The 17,323-nt window shown below is 73.0% G+C and carries 15 protein-coding genes and 2 pseudogenes; 11 read left to right on the plus strand and 6 right to left on the minus strand.

Going from position 1 to position 17,323, the window contains the following annotated elements; translation table 11 throughout:
• Positions 1 to 260: 260 nt before the first annotated feature.
• The 8 genes and pseudogenes from N8I86_RS32760 (at position 261) to N8I86_RS32795 (ending at position 9,171) form a co-directional block, all read left to right on the plus strand.
• Positions 261 to 1,778 carry a sugar ABC transporter ATP-binding protein gene (locus tag N8I86_RS32760; protein WP_263279409.1) on the plus strand — a complete coding sequence of 506 codons (1,518 nt, stop codon included), beginning with the start codon at positions 261 to 263 and terminating at the stop codon, positions 1,776 to 1,778.
• A gap of 205 nt (positions 1,779 to 1,983) precedes the next feature.
• Positions 1,984 to 3,054 carry an ABC transporter permease gene (locus tag N8I86_RS32765; RefSeq protein ID WP_263279410.1) on the plus strand — a complete coding sequence of 357 codons (1,071 nt, stop codon included), beginning with the start codon at positions 1,984 to 1,986 and terminating at the stop codon, positions 3,052 to 3,054.
• Positions 3,047 to 4,021: an ABC transporter permease gene (locus N8I86_RS32770; protein ID WP_263279411.1), complete on the plus strand. Its 975-nt coding sequence runs from the start codon at positions 3,047 to 3,049 to the stop codon at positions 4,019 to 4,021. Before N8I86_RS32765 ends, N8I86_RS32770 begins: the two co-directional genes overlap by 8 nt.
• 123 nt (positions 4,022 to 4,144) lie before the next feature.
• A complete protein-coding gene (gene rhaS / locus N8I86_RS32775; protein WP_263279412.1) occupies positions 4,145 to 5,224 on the plus strand; it encodes a rhamnose ABC transporter substrate-binding protein in 1,080 nt (359 codons plus the stop codon).
• A 26-nt stretch (positions 5,225 to 5,250) separates the two neighbouring features.
• Positions 5,251 to 5,520, plus strand: a pseudogene (locus tag N8I86_RS32780) (L-rhamnose mutarotase); the annotation flags it as partial.
• A 283-nt stretch (positions 5,521 to 5,803) separates the two neighbouring features.
• Positions 5,804 to 6,829 carry a LacI family DNA-binding transcriptional regulator gene (locus N8I86_RS32785; protein ID WP_073891057.1) on the plus strand — a complete coding sequence of 342 codons (1,026 nt, stop codon included), beginning with the start codon at positions 5,804 to 5,806 and terminating at the stop codon, positions 6,827 to 6,829.
• Positions 6,830 to 6,927: 98 nt separating this feature from the next.
• Positions 6,928 to 8,229: an alpha/beta hydrolase gene (locus tag N8I86_RS32790; protein ID WP_263279413.1), complete on the plus strand. Its 1,302-nt coding sequence runs from the start codon at positions 6,928 to 6,930 to the stop codon at positions 8,227 to 8,229.
• Positions 8,230 to 8,292: 63 nt separating this feature from the next.
• Positions 8,293 to 9,171, plus strand: coding sequence for a pentapeptide repeat-containing protein (locus tag N8I86_RS32795; RefSeq protein ID WP_263279414.1), 879 nt, complete (start codon positions 8,293 to 8,295; stop codon positions 9,169 to 9,171).
• A 242-nt stretch (positions 9,172 to 9,413) separates the two neighbouring features.
• Here N8I86_RS32795 and N8I86_RS32800 read toward each other — a convergent pair whose 3' ends face one another.
• The gene (locus N8I86_RS32800) at positions 9,414 to 10,940 is read right to left on the minus strand and encodes a cytochrome P450 (protein WP_263279415.1); all 1,527 of its coding nucleotides are present in this window, start codon (positions 10,938 to 10,940) and stop codon (positions 9,414 to 9,416) included.
• Positions 10,941 to 11,060: 120 nt separating this feature from the next.
• On the opposite strand from N8I86_RS32800, the gene N8I86_RS32805 reads away from it, so the two are divergent.
• Positions 11,061 to 11,666 carry a TetR/AcrR family transcriptional regulator gene (locus N8I86_RS32805; protein ID WP_263279416.1) on the plus strand — a complete coding sequence of 202 codons (606 nt, stop codon included), beginning with the start codon at positions 11,061 to 11,063 and terminating at the stop codon, positions 11,664 to 11,666.
• A gap of 92 nt (positions 11,667 to 11,758) precedes the next feature.
• Positions 11,759 to 12,484, plus strand: coding sequence for a DUF2470 domain-containing protein (locus N8I86_RS32810; RefSeq protein ID WP_263279417.1), 726 nt, complete (start codon positions 11,759 to 11,761; stop codon positions 12,482 to 12,484).
• Here the strand turns inward: N8I86_RS32810 and N8I86_RS32815 are convergent.
• The 5 genes and pseudogenes from N8I86_RS32815 to N8I86_RS32835 form a co-directional block, all read right to left on the minus strand.
• Complete coding sequence (locus N8I86_RS32815) at positions 12,452 to 13,681, minus strand: lactonase family protein (RefSeq protein ID WP_263280188.1); 1,230 nt, start codon at positions 13,679 to 13,681, stop codon at positions 12,452 to 12,454. The two genes, N8I86_RS32810 and N8I86_RS32815, sit on opposite strands and share 33 nt — an antisense overlap.
• Positions 13,682 to 13,815: 134 nt before the next feature.
• The gene (locus N8I86_RS32820) at positions 13,816 to 14,895 is read right to left on the minus strand and encodes a hypothetical protein (RefSeq protein WP_073891049.1); all 1,080 of its coding nucleotides are present in this window, start codon (positions 14,893 to 14,895) and stop codon (positions 13,816 to 13,818) included.
• A 49-nt stretch (positions 14,896 to 14,944) separates the two neighbouring features.
• The gene (locus N8I86_RS32825; protein ID WP_263279418.1) at positions 14,945 to 16,195 is read right to left on the minus strand and encodes an aromatic acid exporter family protein; all 1,251 of its coding nucleotides are present in this window, start codon (positions 16,193 to 16,195) and stop codon (positions 14,945 to 14,947) included.
• A gap of 202 nt (positions 16,196 to 16,397) precedes the next feature.
• Complete coding sequence (locus tag N8I86_RS32830) at positions 16,398 to 16,892, minus strand: FBP domain-containing protein (protein WP_263279419.1); 495 nt, start codon at positions 16,890 to 16,892, stop codon at positions 16,398 to 16,400.
• A gap of 140 nt (positions 16,893 to 17,032) precedes the next feature.
• Positions 17,033 to 17,221, minus strand: a pseudogene (locus N8I86_RS32835) (diguanylate cyclase); the annotation flags it as partial.
• Here N8I86_RS32835 and N8I86_RS32840 point away from each other — a divergent pair.
• Positions 17,159 to 17,293, plus strand: a complete 135-nt coding sequence (locus tag N8I86_RS32840) for a hypothetical protein (RefSeq protein WP_263279420.1) — start codon at positions 17,159 to 17,161, stop codon at positions 17,291 to 17,293. The pseudogene N8I86_RS32835 and the gene N8I86_RS32840 overlap by 63 nt on opposite strands.
• Positions 17,294 to 17,323: the final 30 nt, after the last annotated feature.

The following is a 17,323-nucleotide window of genomic DNA, read 5'->3' on the forward strand; positions in this document are numbered from 1 at the left end:
CTCCTGTGAGGTCAGGCGGAACGACTAAGCGTGTGAAACGATTCAGAACGGAAGCTAGGTGCCGTTCCGAAGGGTGTCAAGGACTCCGGCCCCCGCGGTCGCCCGTGACTGCGCCGTGACTTATCGGCGTGGAAAGTTTTTCGACACGGACCCATTGACGCGGCCCGGCGGTGATGCCTACGGTCCCGGCAATCCATTTGAAACCTTTCAGACGCCGTGGCGGCCCCGGGCCCGTCCGGCGGTGTCGTCGAGGAGCCCCCATGACCCACCCGCCTGACACGGGACCGGCCCCGGTGCTGGCACTCGCGGGCGTCTCCAAGTCCTTCGGTGCCGTACGCGCCCTCCGGGACGTCTCGCTGGAGCTGCTGCCCGGCGAGGTGCACGCCCTCGCCGGTGAGAACGGCGCGGGCAAGTCGACCCTGATCAAGATCCTCGCCGGGGTGCACCGGCCGGACACCGGCCAGGTGCTGCTCGACGGGGCGCCGGTCGTCTTCCACGGTCCCGGCGACGCCCGTGACGCCGGCATCGCCGTGATCTACCAGGAGCCGACGCTCTTCCCGGACCTGTCGATCGCCGAGAACATCTTCATGGGCCGCCGGCCCCGGCGGTCCCTCGGCCGCATCGACCACAAGGCCACTCGCGGGGCCACGGCCGCCCTGATGAAACGCCTCGGCGTCGATCTCGACCCCGACCGGCCCGCCCGCGGACTGTCCATCGCGGACCAGCAGATCGTGGAGATCGCCAAGGCGCTCTCCTTCGACGCCCGTGTCCTGATCATGGACGAGCCGACGGCCGCGCTGACCGGCAGCGAGGTCGCCCGGCTCTTCGGAGTCGTACGCACCCTGCGCGAACAGGGCGCCGCCGTGCTGTTCATCTCGCACCGGCTCGAGGAGATCTTCCAGATCTGCGGGCGGGTGACGACGCTGCGCGACGGCGCGCGGATCGCCGGCGAGCCGCTCGACGGGATGACCGAGGACGACCTGGTCCGCCGGATGGTCGGCCGCGACCTCGACGAGCTGTATCCGAAGCTCGACGTCACCCCCGGGCAGACCGCGCTCAGCGTCCGCCGGCTGACCCGTGAGGGCGTCTTCACCGACGTCTCCTTCGAGGTGCGGCGCGGCGAGATCGTCGGCCTCGCGGGGCTGGTCGGCGCCGGCCGTACCGAGGTCGCCCGCGCCGTGTTCGGCGTCGACCGCTGGGACGCGGGGGAGGTCGAGGTCGGCGGCCGCCGGCTCACCAACGGGGCCCCCTCCACCGCGATGGCCGCGGGACTCGCCCTCGTCCCCGAGGACCGGCGCGCCCAGGGGCTGGTGATGGACATGTCCATCGAGCGGAACATCGGTCTGACCGGACTGCGCACGACCGCCAGGGCCGGACTGATGAACCCCCGCGCCGAACGCAGCCGCTCCCTGGACTGGGCGGTGAGGCTCCAGGTGAAGTACGCCCGGATCGCGGACGCCGTCTCCACGCTGTCCGGCGGCAACCAGCAGAAGGTCGTCCTCGCCAAGTGGCTCGCCAGCCGCCCCGAGGTGCTCATCGTGGACGAGCCGACCCGGGGGATCGACGTCGGCACCAAGGCCGAGGTCCACCGGCTGCTGTCCCGGCTCGCCGCCGACGGTGTGGCGGTGCTGATGATCTCCTCCGACCTGCCCGAGATCATCGGCATGGCCGACCGGGTGCTCGTCATGCACGAGGGCCGCATCACCGCCGAGATCCCCCGCGCCGCGGCCACCGAGGAATCCGTGATGGCGGCGGCCACCGGGAGGGCGGCCGCATGACAGCTGTAGATCGGGCTGCCTGCCGAACTGCATCCGCCGAACGGGCCGCTCGCCGCGCGACGGCTACAAAGGGGGACGCCCGCCGGGTGACAGCGGTAGAGGGGGCTGACCGCCGGACGGCAGTCGCCGTGACGGCTGCCCGTTGTACGACAGCCGTAGAGAGGGCTGAGCGGATGATCCTGGTCGCCGATCGGAGGGCCGCCGTATGACGGTGACCTCGCCGAACCCGGCCCCCGTCGCCGATGCGCCCCGCTCCAGCGGTACCCGGCTCGTGGACCGTGTCTTCAAGATGCGCGAACTCGCCATCCTGGTCGTCTTCCTGGTGATGATCGCGGTCACCCAGGCGGGCAACAGCCAGTTCCTGTCCGAGCAGGGCATCAAGGACCTGCTGCTCAACGCGACGATCCTGGTGCTCGTCGCCACCGGGCAGTCCCTCGTCGTCATCACCCGCAACGTCGACCTGTCGGTCGGCTCCACCCTCGGGATCAGCGCCTTCGCCGCCGGCTCCTACCTCCAGGGCGGCGGGAACACGGTCGTCGCGATCCTCCTCGCCGTCCTGCTCGGCATCGGGTCCGGACTGCTGAACGGCCTGCTCGTCAGCCTAGGCCAGGTGCCCGCGCTGGTCGTCACGCTCGGCACCCTGTACATCATCCGCGGGATCGACTCGATCTGGGTCGGCTCCCGGCAGATCACGGCGGCCGATCTCCCCGGCGGTTTCGTCGACTTCGGCTCCACAGGAGTCTCGGCGGTGCCCTGGCTGGCCGTCATCGCGCTGGCGGTGCTGGTCGCGACCGCGTACTTCCTCAGGCACTACGACAGCGGGCGGGAGCTGTACGCCCTCGGGTCCAACCCGGAGGCCGCGCGACTCGCCGGCATCCCCGTGCGCAAGCGGCTCCTGGCCGCCTACACCTTCTGCGGCGCCCTCGCCGGACTCGCGGGCGTCCTGTACCTGGCCCGGTTCGGCAACGTCGACTCCGGCACCGGCAACGGCTACGAACTCACCGTCGTCAGCGCGGTCGTGGTCGGCGGCATCGCCTTCACCGGCGGCGCCGGCAGCGTCTACGGCGCCGCTCTCGGCGCCCTGCTGCTGACCTCGATCAACAGTGTGCTGCCCGCGCTCGGCGTCAGCTCCGTGTGGGTGCTCGCCATCAACGGCGTCCTGCTGCTGCTCGCCATCGCCGTCGACCGGGTCGTGGCGCTGCGCGTGGCCGCCGCCCTGAAGAAGAAGTCGGCCCTGAGGAGGACCGCCATGGCGAAGGAGACCTCCGGTGCCTGAGTCGCTCATCCGCGCGATCCGCTGGGACACCGTCGTCGGCGCCCTCCTGATCGCCTTGCTGCTGCTCTCCTTCGGGTTCGTCGACGGCTTCGGCAACGCCCTCAATCTGTCGTTCCTGCTCGGCAACACGCTCCCGATCGCGCTGATCGCCCTGCCGATGACCCTGCTCGTCGTCTCCGGCGAGATCGACCTCTCGGTCGCGTCCACGGCCGGGCTGTCCGGGGCCGTGATGGGCAGGCTCTGGAACGAGGGCATGGCCATCGAGACGATCGTCCCGCTGTGTCTGCTCCTGGGCGTGGTCTGCGGGCTGGTCAACGGACTGCTCGTGACCCGGCTCGGGCTGCCGTCCCTCGCCGTCACCATCGGCACGCTCGCCGCCTACCGGGGCATCGCGCAGATCGTGCTCGGTTCCGACGCGGTGACCGACTTCCCGGTCCGGTACCAGGAGTTCGCGGCCGGCCGCCTCGGCACGACCTTCCTGCCGCAGGCCTTCCTGCCCTTCCTGGTCCTGCTCGCCGTCGCGGTCGTCGTCCTGCACGCGACCCCGTTCGGCCGGTCGCTGTTCGCCATCGGGGCGAGCGAGGAGGCGGCACGGTTCGCGGGCATCCGGGTCAAGCGCGGCAAGCTGATCCTCTTCGTCGCCACCGGCCTGATGTCCGCGCTCACCGGCGTCTTCTGGGCGCTGCACTACGCCAGCGCCCGCTACGACAACGCCACCGGGCTGGAGCTCTCCGTCGTGGCAGCCGTGCTGCTCGGCGGCATCGACTTCGACGGCGGCAAGGGGACCCTGGGCGGCGCGATCGCCGGTGTCTTCCTGCTGGGCGCGCTGCAGAACGTGATGAGCCTGCTCAACGTCTCCGCCCAGTCGCAGATCGTCGTCACCGGCGTGCTGCTGGTGATCTCCGTCCTGGCGCCGCGGGTCGCGCGGCAGATCTCCCTCGCCCGGGCGGCCGGCTCCACCGGCTAGACCGTCCGCCGGCCGCGGGCCCGCCGCGGCCGGCGGACGTCTCCCGCGGCGGAGCCGCGTGTCCGGACCAGTCCCGCGCCCCCGACGGGGCGCCACCCCTCCTCCCGCAAAGGAAGCGTCATCATGCGTAGTCCGTCCCTTCGCCGCGCCTGCGCCGCCCTCGCCGCCGGCACCTCCCTGGCCCTCGCCCTCACCGCCTGCGGCGGCACCACCAAGAACGACGTCAAGGACGACAACGGATCCGCCGCCTCCGCAGGCAAGGCCGACCCGAACGCGGCCACCAAGAAGGGCCTGACCGTCGGCTTCCTGCCCAAGCAGGTGAACAACCCGTACTTCACCACCGCCGACAAGGGCGGCGAACGGGCGCTCACCGAACTCGGCTCGACATACAAGGAGGTGGGCCCGTCCAGCGCCACGGACACCTCCGGGCAGGTGAGTTACGTCAACACGCTCACCCAGCAGCGGGCCGACGCCATCGCCGTCTCCGCGCAGGACCCCGGCGCCCTGTGCACGGCGCTGAAGCAGGCCATGACCAGCGGCATCAAGGTCGTCACCTACGACTCCGACACCAACCCCGGCTGCCGCAACGCGTTCGTGTCGCAGGCGTCCGCCGAGGACCTGGGCCGTACCGAGGTGCAGCTGCTCGCCGAACAGATCGACTACAAGGGCGAGATCGCGATCCTGTCGGCCGCACAGACCGCGACCAACCAGAACACCTGGATCGGCTACATGAAGGACGAGCTGAAGGACCCGAAGTACAAGGACGTGAAGCTCGTCAAGATCGCGTACGGCAACGACGACGCCCAGCAGTCCTTCCAGCAGACCCAGGGCCTGCTCCAGGAGCACCCGAACCTGAAGGGGATCATCTCCCCGACCACCGTCGGCATCAAGGCCGCGGCCCAGTACCTGTCGGGCTCCAAGTACAAGGGCAAGGTCAAGCTGACCGGCCTCGGCACCCCGAACGACATGCGCAAGTACGTCAAGAACGGCACCGTCGACGGCTTCGAGCTGTGGGACCCGGCGAAGCTCGGCGACCTCGCCGCGCGGACCGCCGTCGCCCTGGCCTCCGGGCAGATCTCCGGCAAGGAGGGCGAGACCTTCAAGGCCGGCGGGACGACGTACACCCTCGGCAAGGACGGTGTGATCAACCTGGGCAGGCCCACCGTGTTCGACGCGAAGAACATCGACCGGTTCGACTTCTGAGCGGAGAGGGGGCGTCGACGCACCGCGTGTGCTTCCTGCTGAAGGTCAGGGCGGACCGCCTCGGCGAGTACCGTGAGCGGCACGCGGCCGTCCGGCACAACTACCCGCTCTTCCCGCACGAGGACGGCCTGCTCGTCGGCTACCTGGAGACCGGCGACTTCGCCGCCGCCCGGGCCGGCACGGAGGCCACCGGCGTCAACGCGCGCCGGCAGGCGGAGAGGGCGCCGTTCTTCGAGTCGCCGGACGGCGCCCGGCCCGACGCGGCCATGAGACCGCTCGCCGAGGTGTTCCACCTCGACCGAACGGCCGGAGCGGGCCACCTGCCGGCGCGGCCCGCGGCCGCGCGCCCCGGCCTTCACCCGGGGCGCGCGGCCGAGAGGACGGCCACCCCGGCCCCTCGGCCACGAGCGAGGGCACGGCCCGGCCCGTCCACCGGGAGGGAAGGCCGGGCGGTACGACCCCCTCGGCCCTCCCCGTAGCCCCGCCCCGCGCCCCTTACGACCGCTCGTTCCGGGCGGCGGTGCCGGTAATGTGAAGGCCCGCCCACCGCCCGTCGTCCCCCTGGAGGTCCGAAGCCCGATGGCCCAGTCGGTGGGTATCAAGGACGTCGCCCGCGCCGCCGGAGTGTCGGTGGGCACGGTGTCCAACGTGATCAACCGCCCGGACACGGTCGCCGACGAGACCCGCGCGCGCGTGCAGTCCGCTATCGACCGGCTCGGCTACGTCCGCAGCGAGTCCGCGCGCCAGCTCCGTGCGGGCCGCAGCCGGATCATGGGGCTGCTCGTGCTCGACATGGGCAACCCGTTCTTCGTGGACGTGGCGCGCGGTGCCGAGCGCGCGGCCCGTGCGGCGGGACTCGGCGTGATGGTCTGCAACAGCGCCCAGAACGCGGCCGAGGAGGCCGACTACCTGTCGCTCTTCGCCGAGCAGCGGGTGCGCGGTGTCCTGCTCACCCCGGCGGACGCGACCGGCCGCAACATCGAGTCCTTCCGCCGGCACGGCATCCCCTTCGTCCTCGTCGACCGGGTCGCCGAGGGCGCCACCGAGTGCTCGGTCTCCGTGGACGACGTGGCGGGCGGTGCGCTCGCGGTCCGCCATCTGGTGGACGCCGGGCACCGGTCCCTCGCCTACGTCAGCGGCCCGCCCGGGCTGAACCAGGTCCGCGACCGCCGTACCGGCGCCCTGAACGCCCTCGCCGAAGCCGGGCTCGGCCCGGACGCGCTGCGCGAGCTGCCCACCGAGCGCCTCGACGTCGCCGCCGGCCGCGACGCGGGCGCCCGGCTGCTCGGCCTCGCCGAGCGCCCCACCGCCGTCTTCTGCGCCAACGACCTGCTCGCCCTCGGCGTCCTGCAGGCCCTGTACGCGGCGGGCGTCACCGTCCCGGACGACCTCGCCATCGTCGGTTACGACGACATCGAGTTCGCCGCGGCCGCCGCCGTACCGCTGACCTCGGTACGGCAGCCCGCCGTCACCATGGGGGCCCTGGCCGCCGAACTGCTGCTGGAGGAGACCGAGCAGGGGGAGGGGTCGCGGGCCCACGAACACCGCCGGGTGGTGCTCCAGCCGGAGCTGGTCGTGCGCCGTTCCAGCCTCGCGGCCCGCTGACCGGAAGTTCAGTAACAATCCATGATCCCGGGGGTCGGCCCGCACCCGGTCATGTGCTGAACTGGGACGCGTCCATCCCATCCGTCCCGGGAGACCCGTTGAGCCTCAGCTACCGCCAGCCGGGCGTCGTCCTCACCGACCGGCGCTTCACCGTGCCCCTCGACCACGCCGACCCCGGCGGCGAGACCATCGAGCTGTACGCCCGCGAGGCGGTCGCGAGTGACAAGGCGGACCAGGACCTGCCCTGGCTGCTGTACCTGCAGGGCGGACCCGGCTTCGGGGCGAATCGTTTCGTCGGACGGCAGGCCTGGCTCGACCGAGCCCTGAAGGAGTACCGCGTCCTGCTGCTGGACCAGCGCGGCACGGGCAGCTCCACGCCCGCCACCCGGCAGACGCTCCCGCTGCGCGGCGGCCCCGCCGAACAGGCCGGCTACCTCACCCACTTCCGGGCCGACGCCATCGTCCGCGACTGCGAGGCCATCCGCCCGCAGGTCACCGGCGGCGCCCCGTGGACCGTGCTCGGCCAGAGCTTCGGGGGCTTCTGCACGGTGTCGTACCTCTCCCTCGCCCCCGAGGGTCTGCGGACGGCCGTGATCACCGGCGGGCTGCCCTCGCTCGACGCCCACGCCGACGACGTGTACCGCGCCGCCTACCCGCGCGTCGAGCGGAAGGTCGCCGCGCACTACGCCCGCTATCCGCAGGACGTCGAGCGGGCCCGCCGTATCGCCGACCACCTCCTCACCCACGACGTGGTCCTGCCGAACGGCTACCGCTTCACCGTGGAGGCCTTCCAGTCCCTCGGCCTGATGCTCGGTGCGAGCGACGGCAGCCACCGGCTGCACCACCTCCTGGAGGACGCCTTCGTGCGCACCCCCGGCGGGCTCGACCTCTCCGACGCGTTCCAGGAACAGGTCCAGACCCTGCTGTCGTACGCGGGCCACCCCCTGTACGCCCTCGTCCACGAGGCGATCTACGGTCAGGACGGCCGCCCCACCGCCTGGGCCGCCGAACGCGTCCGCGCCGAGTTCCCGCAGTTCGACGCGGCGAAGGCACTCGCGGGCGACGCCCCCGTCCTGTTCACCGGCGAGACGGTCCACCCGTGGATGTTCGACGCCGACCCGGCCCTGCGCCCTCTGCGGGAGACGGCGGGCCTGCTCGCCGCCCGCACCGACTGGCGGCCGCTGTACGACCCCACGCGTCTCGCCGCCAACGAGGTCCCGGTCGTGGCCGCCGTCTACCACGACGACATGTACGTCGACACCGCCCACTCCTTGGCGACGGCCCGCGCGATCCGGGGGCTGCGCACCTGGGTCACCGACGAGTTCGAGCACGACGGCCTGCGCGCGGGCGCGCCCCGTGTCCTCGACCGGCTGCTGGCGCTGGCCCGCGACGAGGTGTGACGCACCGGGCGGGCGCCGACGCGGGTTTCGGGGGCAGCTCCGCAGGTCAGTAGGGTGGGGTTCATGCCGGACCATACGATCGACCCCTCCGACCTGCGCGGCGACTGCGCACAGTGCTTCGGGCTGTGCTGTGTCGCCCTGCCCTTCGCCCGCTCCTCCGACTTCGCGCTGAACAAGCCCGCGGGCACGGCCTGTCCGAACCTGGGCTCCGACCACCGGTGCGGCATCCACGCCGACCTGCGCGGCAAGGGCTTCACCGGCTGCACGGTCTACGACTGCTTCGGTGCCGGTCAGAAGGTCTCGCAGGTCACCTTCGGCGGGCAGGACTGGCGGACGGGGGCGAAGAAGGACGCGCGGCGGATGTTCGACGTCTTCCCGGTGGTCCGGCAACTGCACGAACTCCTGTGGTACCTGGCGGAGGCGCTGCGCATGCCCGCCGCCCGGCCCGTCCACCCCGAGCTGCGGCGGGCGTGGGAGCGGACCGATGCGCTCACCCGGCAGGGCCCCGAGGAACTGGCGGCTCTCGACGTGGCCGCGCACCGCCAGGAGATCAACGTGCTCCTCCTGCGCACCAGCGAGCTGGCCCGGCCCGGCGCCACCGCGAAGGGCGGCAAGAGCGGCGGAAAGAGCGGCGGAAAGGGCGGCGGCAAGAGCGGTGGCAAGGACCGCAGGGGCGCGGACCTCATCGGCGCCCGCCTCAGGGGCGCCGACCTGCGGGAGGCGAGTCTGCGCGGTGCCCTGCTCATCGCCGCCGACCTCACCGGGGCCGATCTGCGCGGCGCGGACATGATCGGCGCCGATCTGCGGGACGCCGACCTGTCCGACGCGGACCTCACCGACGCCTTCTTCCTCACCCAGCCCCAACTCGACGGTGCCCGGGGCAACGCCGCCACCCGACTCCCCGACGCACTCACCCGCCCGGCCCACTGGACGGCGGGCTGACCCGCGGGCTGCCACACGTCGGGCGGCGGACCGAGCCGCCGCCTTAGGCGAGCCGAGGGCCCGCCCTGGTCACTCGACCCACCGGTGCGCCGGGCAGCTCGGGTCCGGCCGTCCGGAACCGGGGTCCGGTGCAGCGGGCGGGGAGCCGATGAGCCGCCCTGGCCGGCCGGTCGTCCACCCACCCTGTCCGTCAGCAGTGGGCCGACCTGCCGGAGCCGTCCCCGGACGGGCAGCCGCCCGGGTCAGTCGTCCGTTCGGTGTACCGGGCAGCCGGTCGGTCCGTCGGCGCCGTCCGGGACCGTGACCGGTACCGCCGGGGTGGACGCCGGGGTGGGGCGCCGGTCCAGCCGGAGGCGCAGGCCGTCCGGCATCAGGGTCAGCCGCTCGGTGACCGCCAGCCGGTAGCCCGGGTCGATCCCCAGGTCGTAGCGGCGCAGCAGCAGGCCGAGGACCAGGGTCGCCTCGTGCAGGGCGAACTGGCGGCCGATGCACGCGCGGGCCCCCGTGCCGAACGGCTTGAAGGTGTGCGGCGGCCGGGCCCGTACGGCCTTGGCGTCGAACCGGTCCGGGTCGAACCGCTCGGCGTCCTCGCCCCACACCGCCGGCTCGCGGTGCAGCATCGGCGTGAGCACCAGCGCCCACGCGCCGCGCCGCATCGGATGCTCACCGGCGAGCACGGTGTCCTGCCGGGCCTCGCGGGCGAAGGCGGGTGCGGTCGGCCAGAGCCGCAAGGTCTCGTCCAGCACCCGGCGGACGTAGCGCAGCTTGGCGACCTGCTCGTAGCCGGGCTGCGCGGTGCCGCCCCAGACCCGGTCCACCTCGGCGCGCGCCCGGGCGGCGATCTCCGGGTGCCGGGCGAGGTAGTACAGGGCGAAGGAGAGCGCGCCCGAGGTGGTCTCGTGGCCGGCCACCAGGAACGTGATCACCTGCTTGCGGACGTTCTCCGCCGACAGCCTTTCGCCCGTTGCGGGGTGGGCCGTCTCCAGCATGCGGTCCAGCAGGTCCCCGCTGCCGCCCCCGGACCGGCTCCGGTCGGCCACCAGGCCGTCCACCGTGCGGTCGAGGTAGGCCATGTCGGCCGCGTTGCGCCGGGCGGCGGTCCGCAGCAGCAGCGGGGCCAGCGGTCCGGGCACGCTGTTGAGCCGCTGCGCGTAGGTGAGCGTGCCGACCATCGCCGAGACGAAGGGATGCGGCCGGTCCCGCTCGAAGGAGCCGAAGTCGTGCCCGAACCCGGTGCGCGCGATCGTCTCCAGGGTCAGCTTGGTCATGTCCCCGGGCGCGTCCACCGTGCGCCCGGCCGCCGTCTCGCGGTCCCAGTGGTCGGTCAGCCGGCCGGTGACCGCCAGCATCATCCCGTGGTAGGTCTCCATGGCCTCACGGCTGAAGCCGGGCGCCAGCACGTCGTGGGCGAGCTGCCAGTTGGGCTCGTGGTTGTAGGCGGTGAACAGGCCGTCCCCGGCGATGGGCCGCAGATTGGCGATGCCCAGACCGACGTGCTTGGCGAACCGGGCCTCGTCCGCGATGTCGGCGGCGAGCCGCGCGCCCCACACGAACACGAACTCCTTGCCGAAGGCCCGCCGCCGGAAGATGGGCCCCAGCTCGCGCGCGTACCGCATGGAGTCCTGGACCGGCCGGCGCCGGTCGGCCCCGAGAACGTCGCCGAGGAGCGGCACCCGGTGCGGCGGATGCGGGATGCGGTGCAGCTCGGGCCAGCCCTGCTCGGCGCTCCGGAATCCCTTCGGCAGTCCGGACTCCCTCGTCTCCGCCATGACGCGATCTCCCTTGATCCAGCGGACCGTTGAACCTGTGCGCGCGTGTGTTGTACGTGAGTTCAATAGCGTGTTTCAGTGTGGTCCGCCTGTTGAACCGACGTCAAGTAAGGTGACGGCATGTCCGCGAACCAGGGGGAGCGCGCCCGGCGCAGACTCAGCACCGCAGAGCGTCGTGAGCAGTTGCTGTCGGTCGGCGCCAAGCTGTTCTCGGAGAGCCCTTACGACGAGGTGTGGATCGAGCAGGTCGCCGAGATCGCCGGGGTCTCCCGGGGGCTGCTGTACCACTACTTCCCGACGAAACGGGACTTCTTCGCCGCCGTCGTGGAGCGGGAGAGCGAGCGCATGCTGCGCATGACGGCGGCCCTGCCCGGAGTGCCGGCCCGGGAGCAGCTCACCGCGGGTCTCGACACCTGGCTCGCATACGTCCAGGCCCATGCCCACGGTTTCCGTGCCTTCCACCGGGCCGACGCCGCGGGGGACCAGGCCGTGCGCCGGGTCTATCAGCGGTCCCTGGCGGCCCAGGAGCGGCAGATCCTGGCCGCGCTCGCGGCCGACCCCGAGTTCGGGCCGGACTTCTCGGCCCTCCCATGGGTGCGGCTGGCGGTCCGCGGCTGGCTCGCCTTCACCACGGCGGTGTGCCTGGAGTGGCTGCGCGAGGGGGAGTTGAGCCTGGAAGAGGTGCGCGACCTGTGCGCCCGCGCGCTGCTGGGGATCATCGCCTGAGACCGGCTCCCACGCCTTCGCCGGTGGCGCGTGGTTGGCGTGCGCCCCGATCTTCGATAGGTTAGGCAAGGCTTACCTAAGGAGGTCTCGGCATGGGTGACACGCAGGACTGGACGGCCGCCCCGAGCGCGGCGGAGCGGGCGCGATCGGTGCTGGCCGCCGCGTGGTCGTGCGCGGTGACCGCGGACGGCGCCCGCGAGGAGTACGTCGGCGCGCACGGCGTGTCCGACGAGGGCGAGGTCCGGCTGACCGTGCCCGACGACAGCGCCCTGATCGGGGCGGTCCTGTGCGCGCCGCGCCAGGAGCCCTCGGCGGTGCTGGAGTTCGCCGACGTCGCCCCCGTACCCGTGCGCAACCGCGTCCGCACCCGGCTCTGGCTCTCCGGCCGGTTCGAGCCCGCCGACGGCTCCCTGCTCTTCCGGCCCAGCCGGATCCTGCTGCGGCAGTCCGAGGGTGCCGTGGTCGTGGACCTCGACGAGTTCACCGCCGCCCGGCCCGACCCCCTCGCCCACGCCGAATCCGGGCTGCTCACCCATCTCGCGGACGCCCACCCGGACGCCGTCGAGCGGCTCACCCGCCTGGTCCGGCCGGAGAGTCTGCACGCCGCGACCAGGGTGGCACCGCTCGCCGTCGACCGGCACGGGCTGACCCTGCGCATCGAACGCACCCGCGCCCACGGCGACGTACGGCTGCCCTTCCACGCACCCGCGGACGGCGTCGCCGAGCTCACCGAGCGCATGCACGTCCTGCTGGCGCAGGCGAGTGCCGCAGGCTGCCCCCGGGCGCTACAGCGGCAGCGCGCAGACGGCGACGGGTGACGCGAACGGCTCACCGGCCGGGCGGAGTTCGCCGCCGACCGGGTCGACGTGGAAGACGGTGACCGTGCCGGACCGCTGGTTCGCCGCGAACAGCAGCCCGCCGTCGGGCGACAGCGCGATGTGCCGGGGGAAGTCCCCGCGCACCGGCACCGTGCCGAGCAGCCGCAGCCGGGCCCCGTCCGCCTCGACGGCGTACCGCGCGATGCTGTTGTCGCCCCGGTTGGCCAGGAAGGCGTACGCGCCGTTCGCCGTCACCACCAGCTGTGCCGGGTAGTTGGTGCCGCCGCGCGACCCCGTCGGCTGCGGCTCGCCGATCGTCAGCCGGCCGGTCCCGGCGTCGTAGGCGCAGACGGTGACCGTGTCGTCCACCTCGTTGGCCAGGTACGCGTGCCGGCCGCCCGGATGGAAGGTCAGATGGCGCGGCCCCGCGCCGGGCCGGGTGCGCGCCCGCGCCACCTCGGTGAGCGTGCCGGCGCGGCCGTCGAGCCGGTAGGTGTGGACGCTGTCGGTGCCCAGGTCGACGGCGAGGAGGTGACCGCCGTCCGGGCTGCTGAGGAACTGGTGGGCGCGCGGGCCCTGTTGGCCCGGTCCGGGCGGCGGTGAGGTGTGCGTGACCAGGTCGGTGCGCTCGCCGAGAGCCCCCGACGGCACGATCGGGTGCACGGCGACGCTGCCCGACCCGTAGTTCGCGCTCAGCAGCCAGCGCCCGCCGGGATGCACGGACAGATGGCAGGGCCCCGCCCCGCCCGTGCTCCGGGTGCCGAGGACCCGCCGGTCCGCGAGCCGCACGGCCGTCACACCGCCGTCCTGCCGCTCGTTCACCGCGTACAGCGTCCGGCCGTCCGGATGCACGGCGAGGTACGACGGGTCCGGCACCCCGGTGAGCGTTCCGGACCCGGTGACGCGGCCCGTCGCCGGGTCGTACGAGGCGAAGCCCACACCGGTGCCGCCGCCCTCGGCGGAGGTGTAGGTGCCCAGGTACAGCGCACGGGGGCCGGCGGCCCGCCGGGGTGGCGCGGACGCCGGGCGCCGCTCCTCGGCGGGCCGGCCGTCCGCGGGCGGGGCCGCCGGGGACGGCACCGCCACCACGGCCGCCGTGCCCGCCGCGACACCGACGAACCGGCGTCGCGTCCAGCCGCTCCCGGGCTCCCGCGACCGCTCCGGGCGAGGAGGCCGCCGTGCCGCCCCTGCCTCCATGTCCATGCCGTACCTCAGCTCGTCGCTCGCCCCGGTCGTGTGACAGTCACCCTGGCCCCGGCCCGCCGCCGAGGGCAAACCGGGCCACAGGCGTCGCACGGGGTGCGACCGCGGGGCGCTTCCCGGTCTCCGTCCTACCAGTCCCCGTCCTCGACCGGTTCGCCGGGCGCGTCCTTCAGCGGCTGCACCTGACCGGGCGACGGCGCCTGCCACGGGTCGAGGTCGTCCCCGAGCCAGTCGCCCACCGGCTTGACCGCGCCCAGGGTGTCCGTGGGGGCGAGGTCCTCGCCGTCCGCGTCGTAGTAGTCGAACCAGGGCAGTCCCGCCCGGGTGTACGCCGCCCGGTCCACCGGGGACGGCGGGGGAGCCTCGCCCGTGATGCGCCGCCACTCGGGAGGCGTGACCAGGTGCACGAAGACCCGGCCCGCCGGGTCCGTGGACCACTCCTTGAGCGGCCGGTCGTCCTGGTAGACCTCCTGGCGCATCGAACCGCCGACGCCCAGCCCCATGGCGGCCGCGGCACGGGGAGCAGCACCCGGCGCCCGGGGTGCCGCGCCCGGAGCCGGCGGCGGCAGGGCCGAGCCGGGGGCGGCCATCATCGGCTGCGCCGCTCCGTACCCGCCGACCGGCCCGGCCGCCATCCGGGTGCGCCGCTCCCGCTCCAGGCGCTCCTCCTCCCGGCGCCGCCACTCGGCCAGCACGTCGTCCCGCAGCGGGAAGGACTGGAGCTGGACGCCTCCCCACACCTCCTCGCCCGTCACCTGCCCCTCCACGGTCGCGCCCAGACCGAGCGGTACGGCGACGAACTGGCGGACCGTCCCCTTGCCGCTGTTGATGCCGTCCAGCCAGGGCTGCCGGGGCAGCACCACGTAGTTCTGCGGGCGCCGGGCCAGCTTGCCGCTCCACCGCTTGCCGGACACCGCGCACACCTTGCCCACGCCGACCTGGAGGGCGGCCGGCTCCGTCGTACCGGCGAAGCTCAGCCACATCGCCTCGCGGAGGTACACCGGCAGCATCACACCGCCGCGCGCAAGCCACTCCGCCGGAACCGTGTCCGGGTGGTCCGAGACCCGCCGGACCGGGAACTCGCCCAGCCCCGGCGGCAGCGCGTGCGTGCCCTTCTCGGGCAGCCGCAGCGTGCGGATGAACCGCACCGCCACTCCGCCCGGCAGCCTCAGGGTGTTCCCGTCGATCCGTACCGCCGCACCGCTCATCCGACCGCCCCCTCGCATCACGGCGCCGGCCCGTCTCCCGGCACCTTCCTCACCGAGAACGCTCACCGAACCCCGCACGGTTCCACAGTTCCTCCTGGACGCCGAGGCGCTCGCGCAGCCGGGTCATCCGCGGCAGCTTCGCCCGCTGCTCCTGGGACACCCGGTCCAGCTCCTCCAACAGGCGGCGGGTGCGGTGCTCGGTGTTCAGCTCGTCGATGATGCGCGTGGCCTCGGTCAGCACCGCGCCCATGAGCTGCCAGTTCGCCCAGTCCTTCCGGATCTCCTCCTTGAGCAGCTCGGCCAGCCGGTCCCGGGTGCCGGCGGCCGTGTGCAGCTCCGCCGTCAGCCGGGACTCCGCCGACTCGGCGTTCTCGCTCAGATCGGTGGTCACCAGCACCGCGAAGCTGACGACGGCGTCGGCGATCTCCGACAGCAGCTGCTCCACGGTCTCCCCGATCCGCGAGGGGAACAGCTCCTCGGAGCCGCGGGCCTTCGCCAGGTCCGTGAACGACCTCGCCAGCACCCGCAGGACCACCGTGCAGATCTCCAGGGTGTCGAGGCCGGTGCGCAGCACGACCCGGTGCAGCAGGCCCTCCCTGACCCGGGGGTTGAGCCGCAGGCTGTCCTCGGCCTGCCGCAGCGCCGCGTCCACCCGGACGATGTCGTGGTCCAGCCGGCGTGCCTCGTGCAGCCGCGCGGCCGCCTGCTGCCAGGGGATGCGGTCCGCGGCCTCCTCGCCCATCCGCAGCATCAACTGGCGCACCCGGCGTGCCAGGTCCTCGATCGACCGGCCCGCCTCGTCGACCCACACCGGTGGCGGGAGCAGCAGGTTGCAGGCCGTTCCGACGACCGCGCCGATCAGCGTCTCCACGATCCGTGCCCAGGCGGTGAACCCGACGGTGGTCACCCCGAGCACCAGCATGGCGCTGATCGCCACCTCGGCCACGTACTCGTCGACGCGGACCAGGTGACCGACGGCCAGCGACGCCACGATGAGCAGGGCCAGGCTCCACCAGGTCAGTCCCACGAGCACGCTGAAGGCGATGGCGACCAGCACACCGGCCACCACCGAGTTCACCCGGCGGATGCCGTTGGTGAGCGTCGCGAAGAAGGTCACCTGGACGACCAGCAGGGCGGTCAGGGGCGCGGTCAGGGGGGCCGGCTCCGGGCTCAGCCGCAGCGCGATGACGTAGGCCACCGTCGCCGCCGCGGCCGACCGCAGCGTCTGGACGACCACCGGCTCCCGGTACCGCTTCACCAGGCGCCACAGTCCCGAGGTCCACTTCTGTACGTCGTACATCCCTTGGCCTGTTCCCGTTCCTCGGGTCGGTCGAACGTGACCGATCGAGGACTGTTCCTGACCGCGAAGAGAGCATGGGAGGCGCGGACCGGCAGGTTTCAGGGATTTTGCCCGGATCGGCTTTCCGCCATCCGGCGGGGGTGGCGGTACGGCGGCGGGCGCCTGCCGGCCTCCCGGACCGTCCGGCGTCAGGCGTACGGGGTCAGGCGTACAGCTTGTCGACGAACGCCGACAGGTTGGCCGTCGTGCGGGCGATCTGCTGCTCCAGCGTCAGGCTCTCCTCGAACCGGGAGCCGGACTCCGGCACCTTCCTGCCCCGCACGTACAGGGAGCACGCCAGGTCGGTGCACATGTAGAGGCCGACCGAGTTGCCCTCGCGGCCCGCGGCCCCGGCCTTCCGCGCGGTCATCAGCGACACCCCGCCGCCGGGGTGCGTGGTCAGGCAGAGCGAGCACATGCTGCGGTGCAGGAACCCCCGCTGCGAGGACGGGAAGCGCAGCGCGACGCCGACGAGCCGGCCGTCGCGCTCGGTGACCAGACAGCTGCGGTCGGGCGCCCCGGGATCCCGCCAGCCCAGGAAGTCCAGGTCGTCCCAGGGGCGTTCGGCGAGATCGCGCGGCACGCTCATCCGCTTGGCCTCCCCCTTGGAACAGTTGACGAAGGAGTCGCGGATGTCCTGCTCGGTGATCGCTCTCACGGGAGGTCCCTCCAGATGCCTGTACCGGTAACCTAGGATTCCTAGGTTCCTGGCTAGCGTAGATAGCCGCCAGGCGAAAGGGCGAATGGATTTCCCGAAGTGCCGTACGGACTCGCCTTCGTGCGCCCGCGGCCGGCGGCTCAGCCCACTCCGTCCGGCCTCGTCTCCGGTGGCCACACCCCCGGGACGAGCACACTCAAGGCGTAGGCGCGGGCGACCAGTTCCGTGCTGTTGGCGGCGCCCCAGCGGGCCGACAGACGCCGCAGGTGGTAGTTGACGCCGTCCACCGCGAGCCCCAGCTCACGGGCGGCACGGGCACCGACGAGGCCGCGGCCCGGCGGTGGCTCGACTCGCTGATGGCGGACGGGCGTTACGTCGAGGACGTGTACGCGGCGGGCTGAGCCGCGGGGGAGGGGGGCGCCGTGCCGGAC

Source organism: Streptomyces albidicamelliae (assembly GCF_025642175.1).
In the GTDB taxonomy this organism is placed as follows: Bacteria; Actinomycetota; Actinomycetes; order Streptomycetales; family Streptomycetaceae; genus Streptomyces; species Streptomyces albidocamelliae.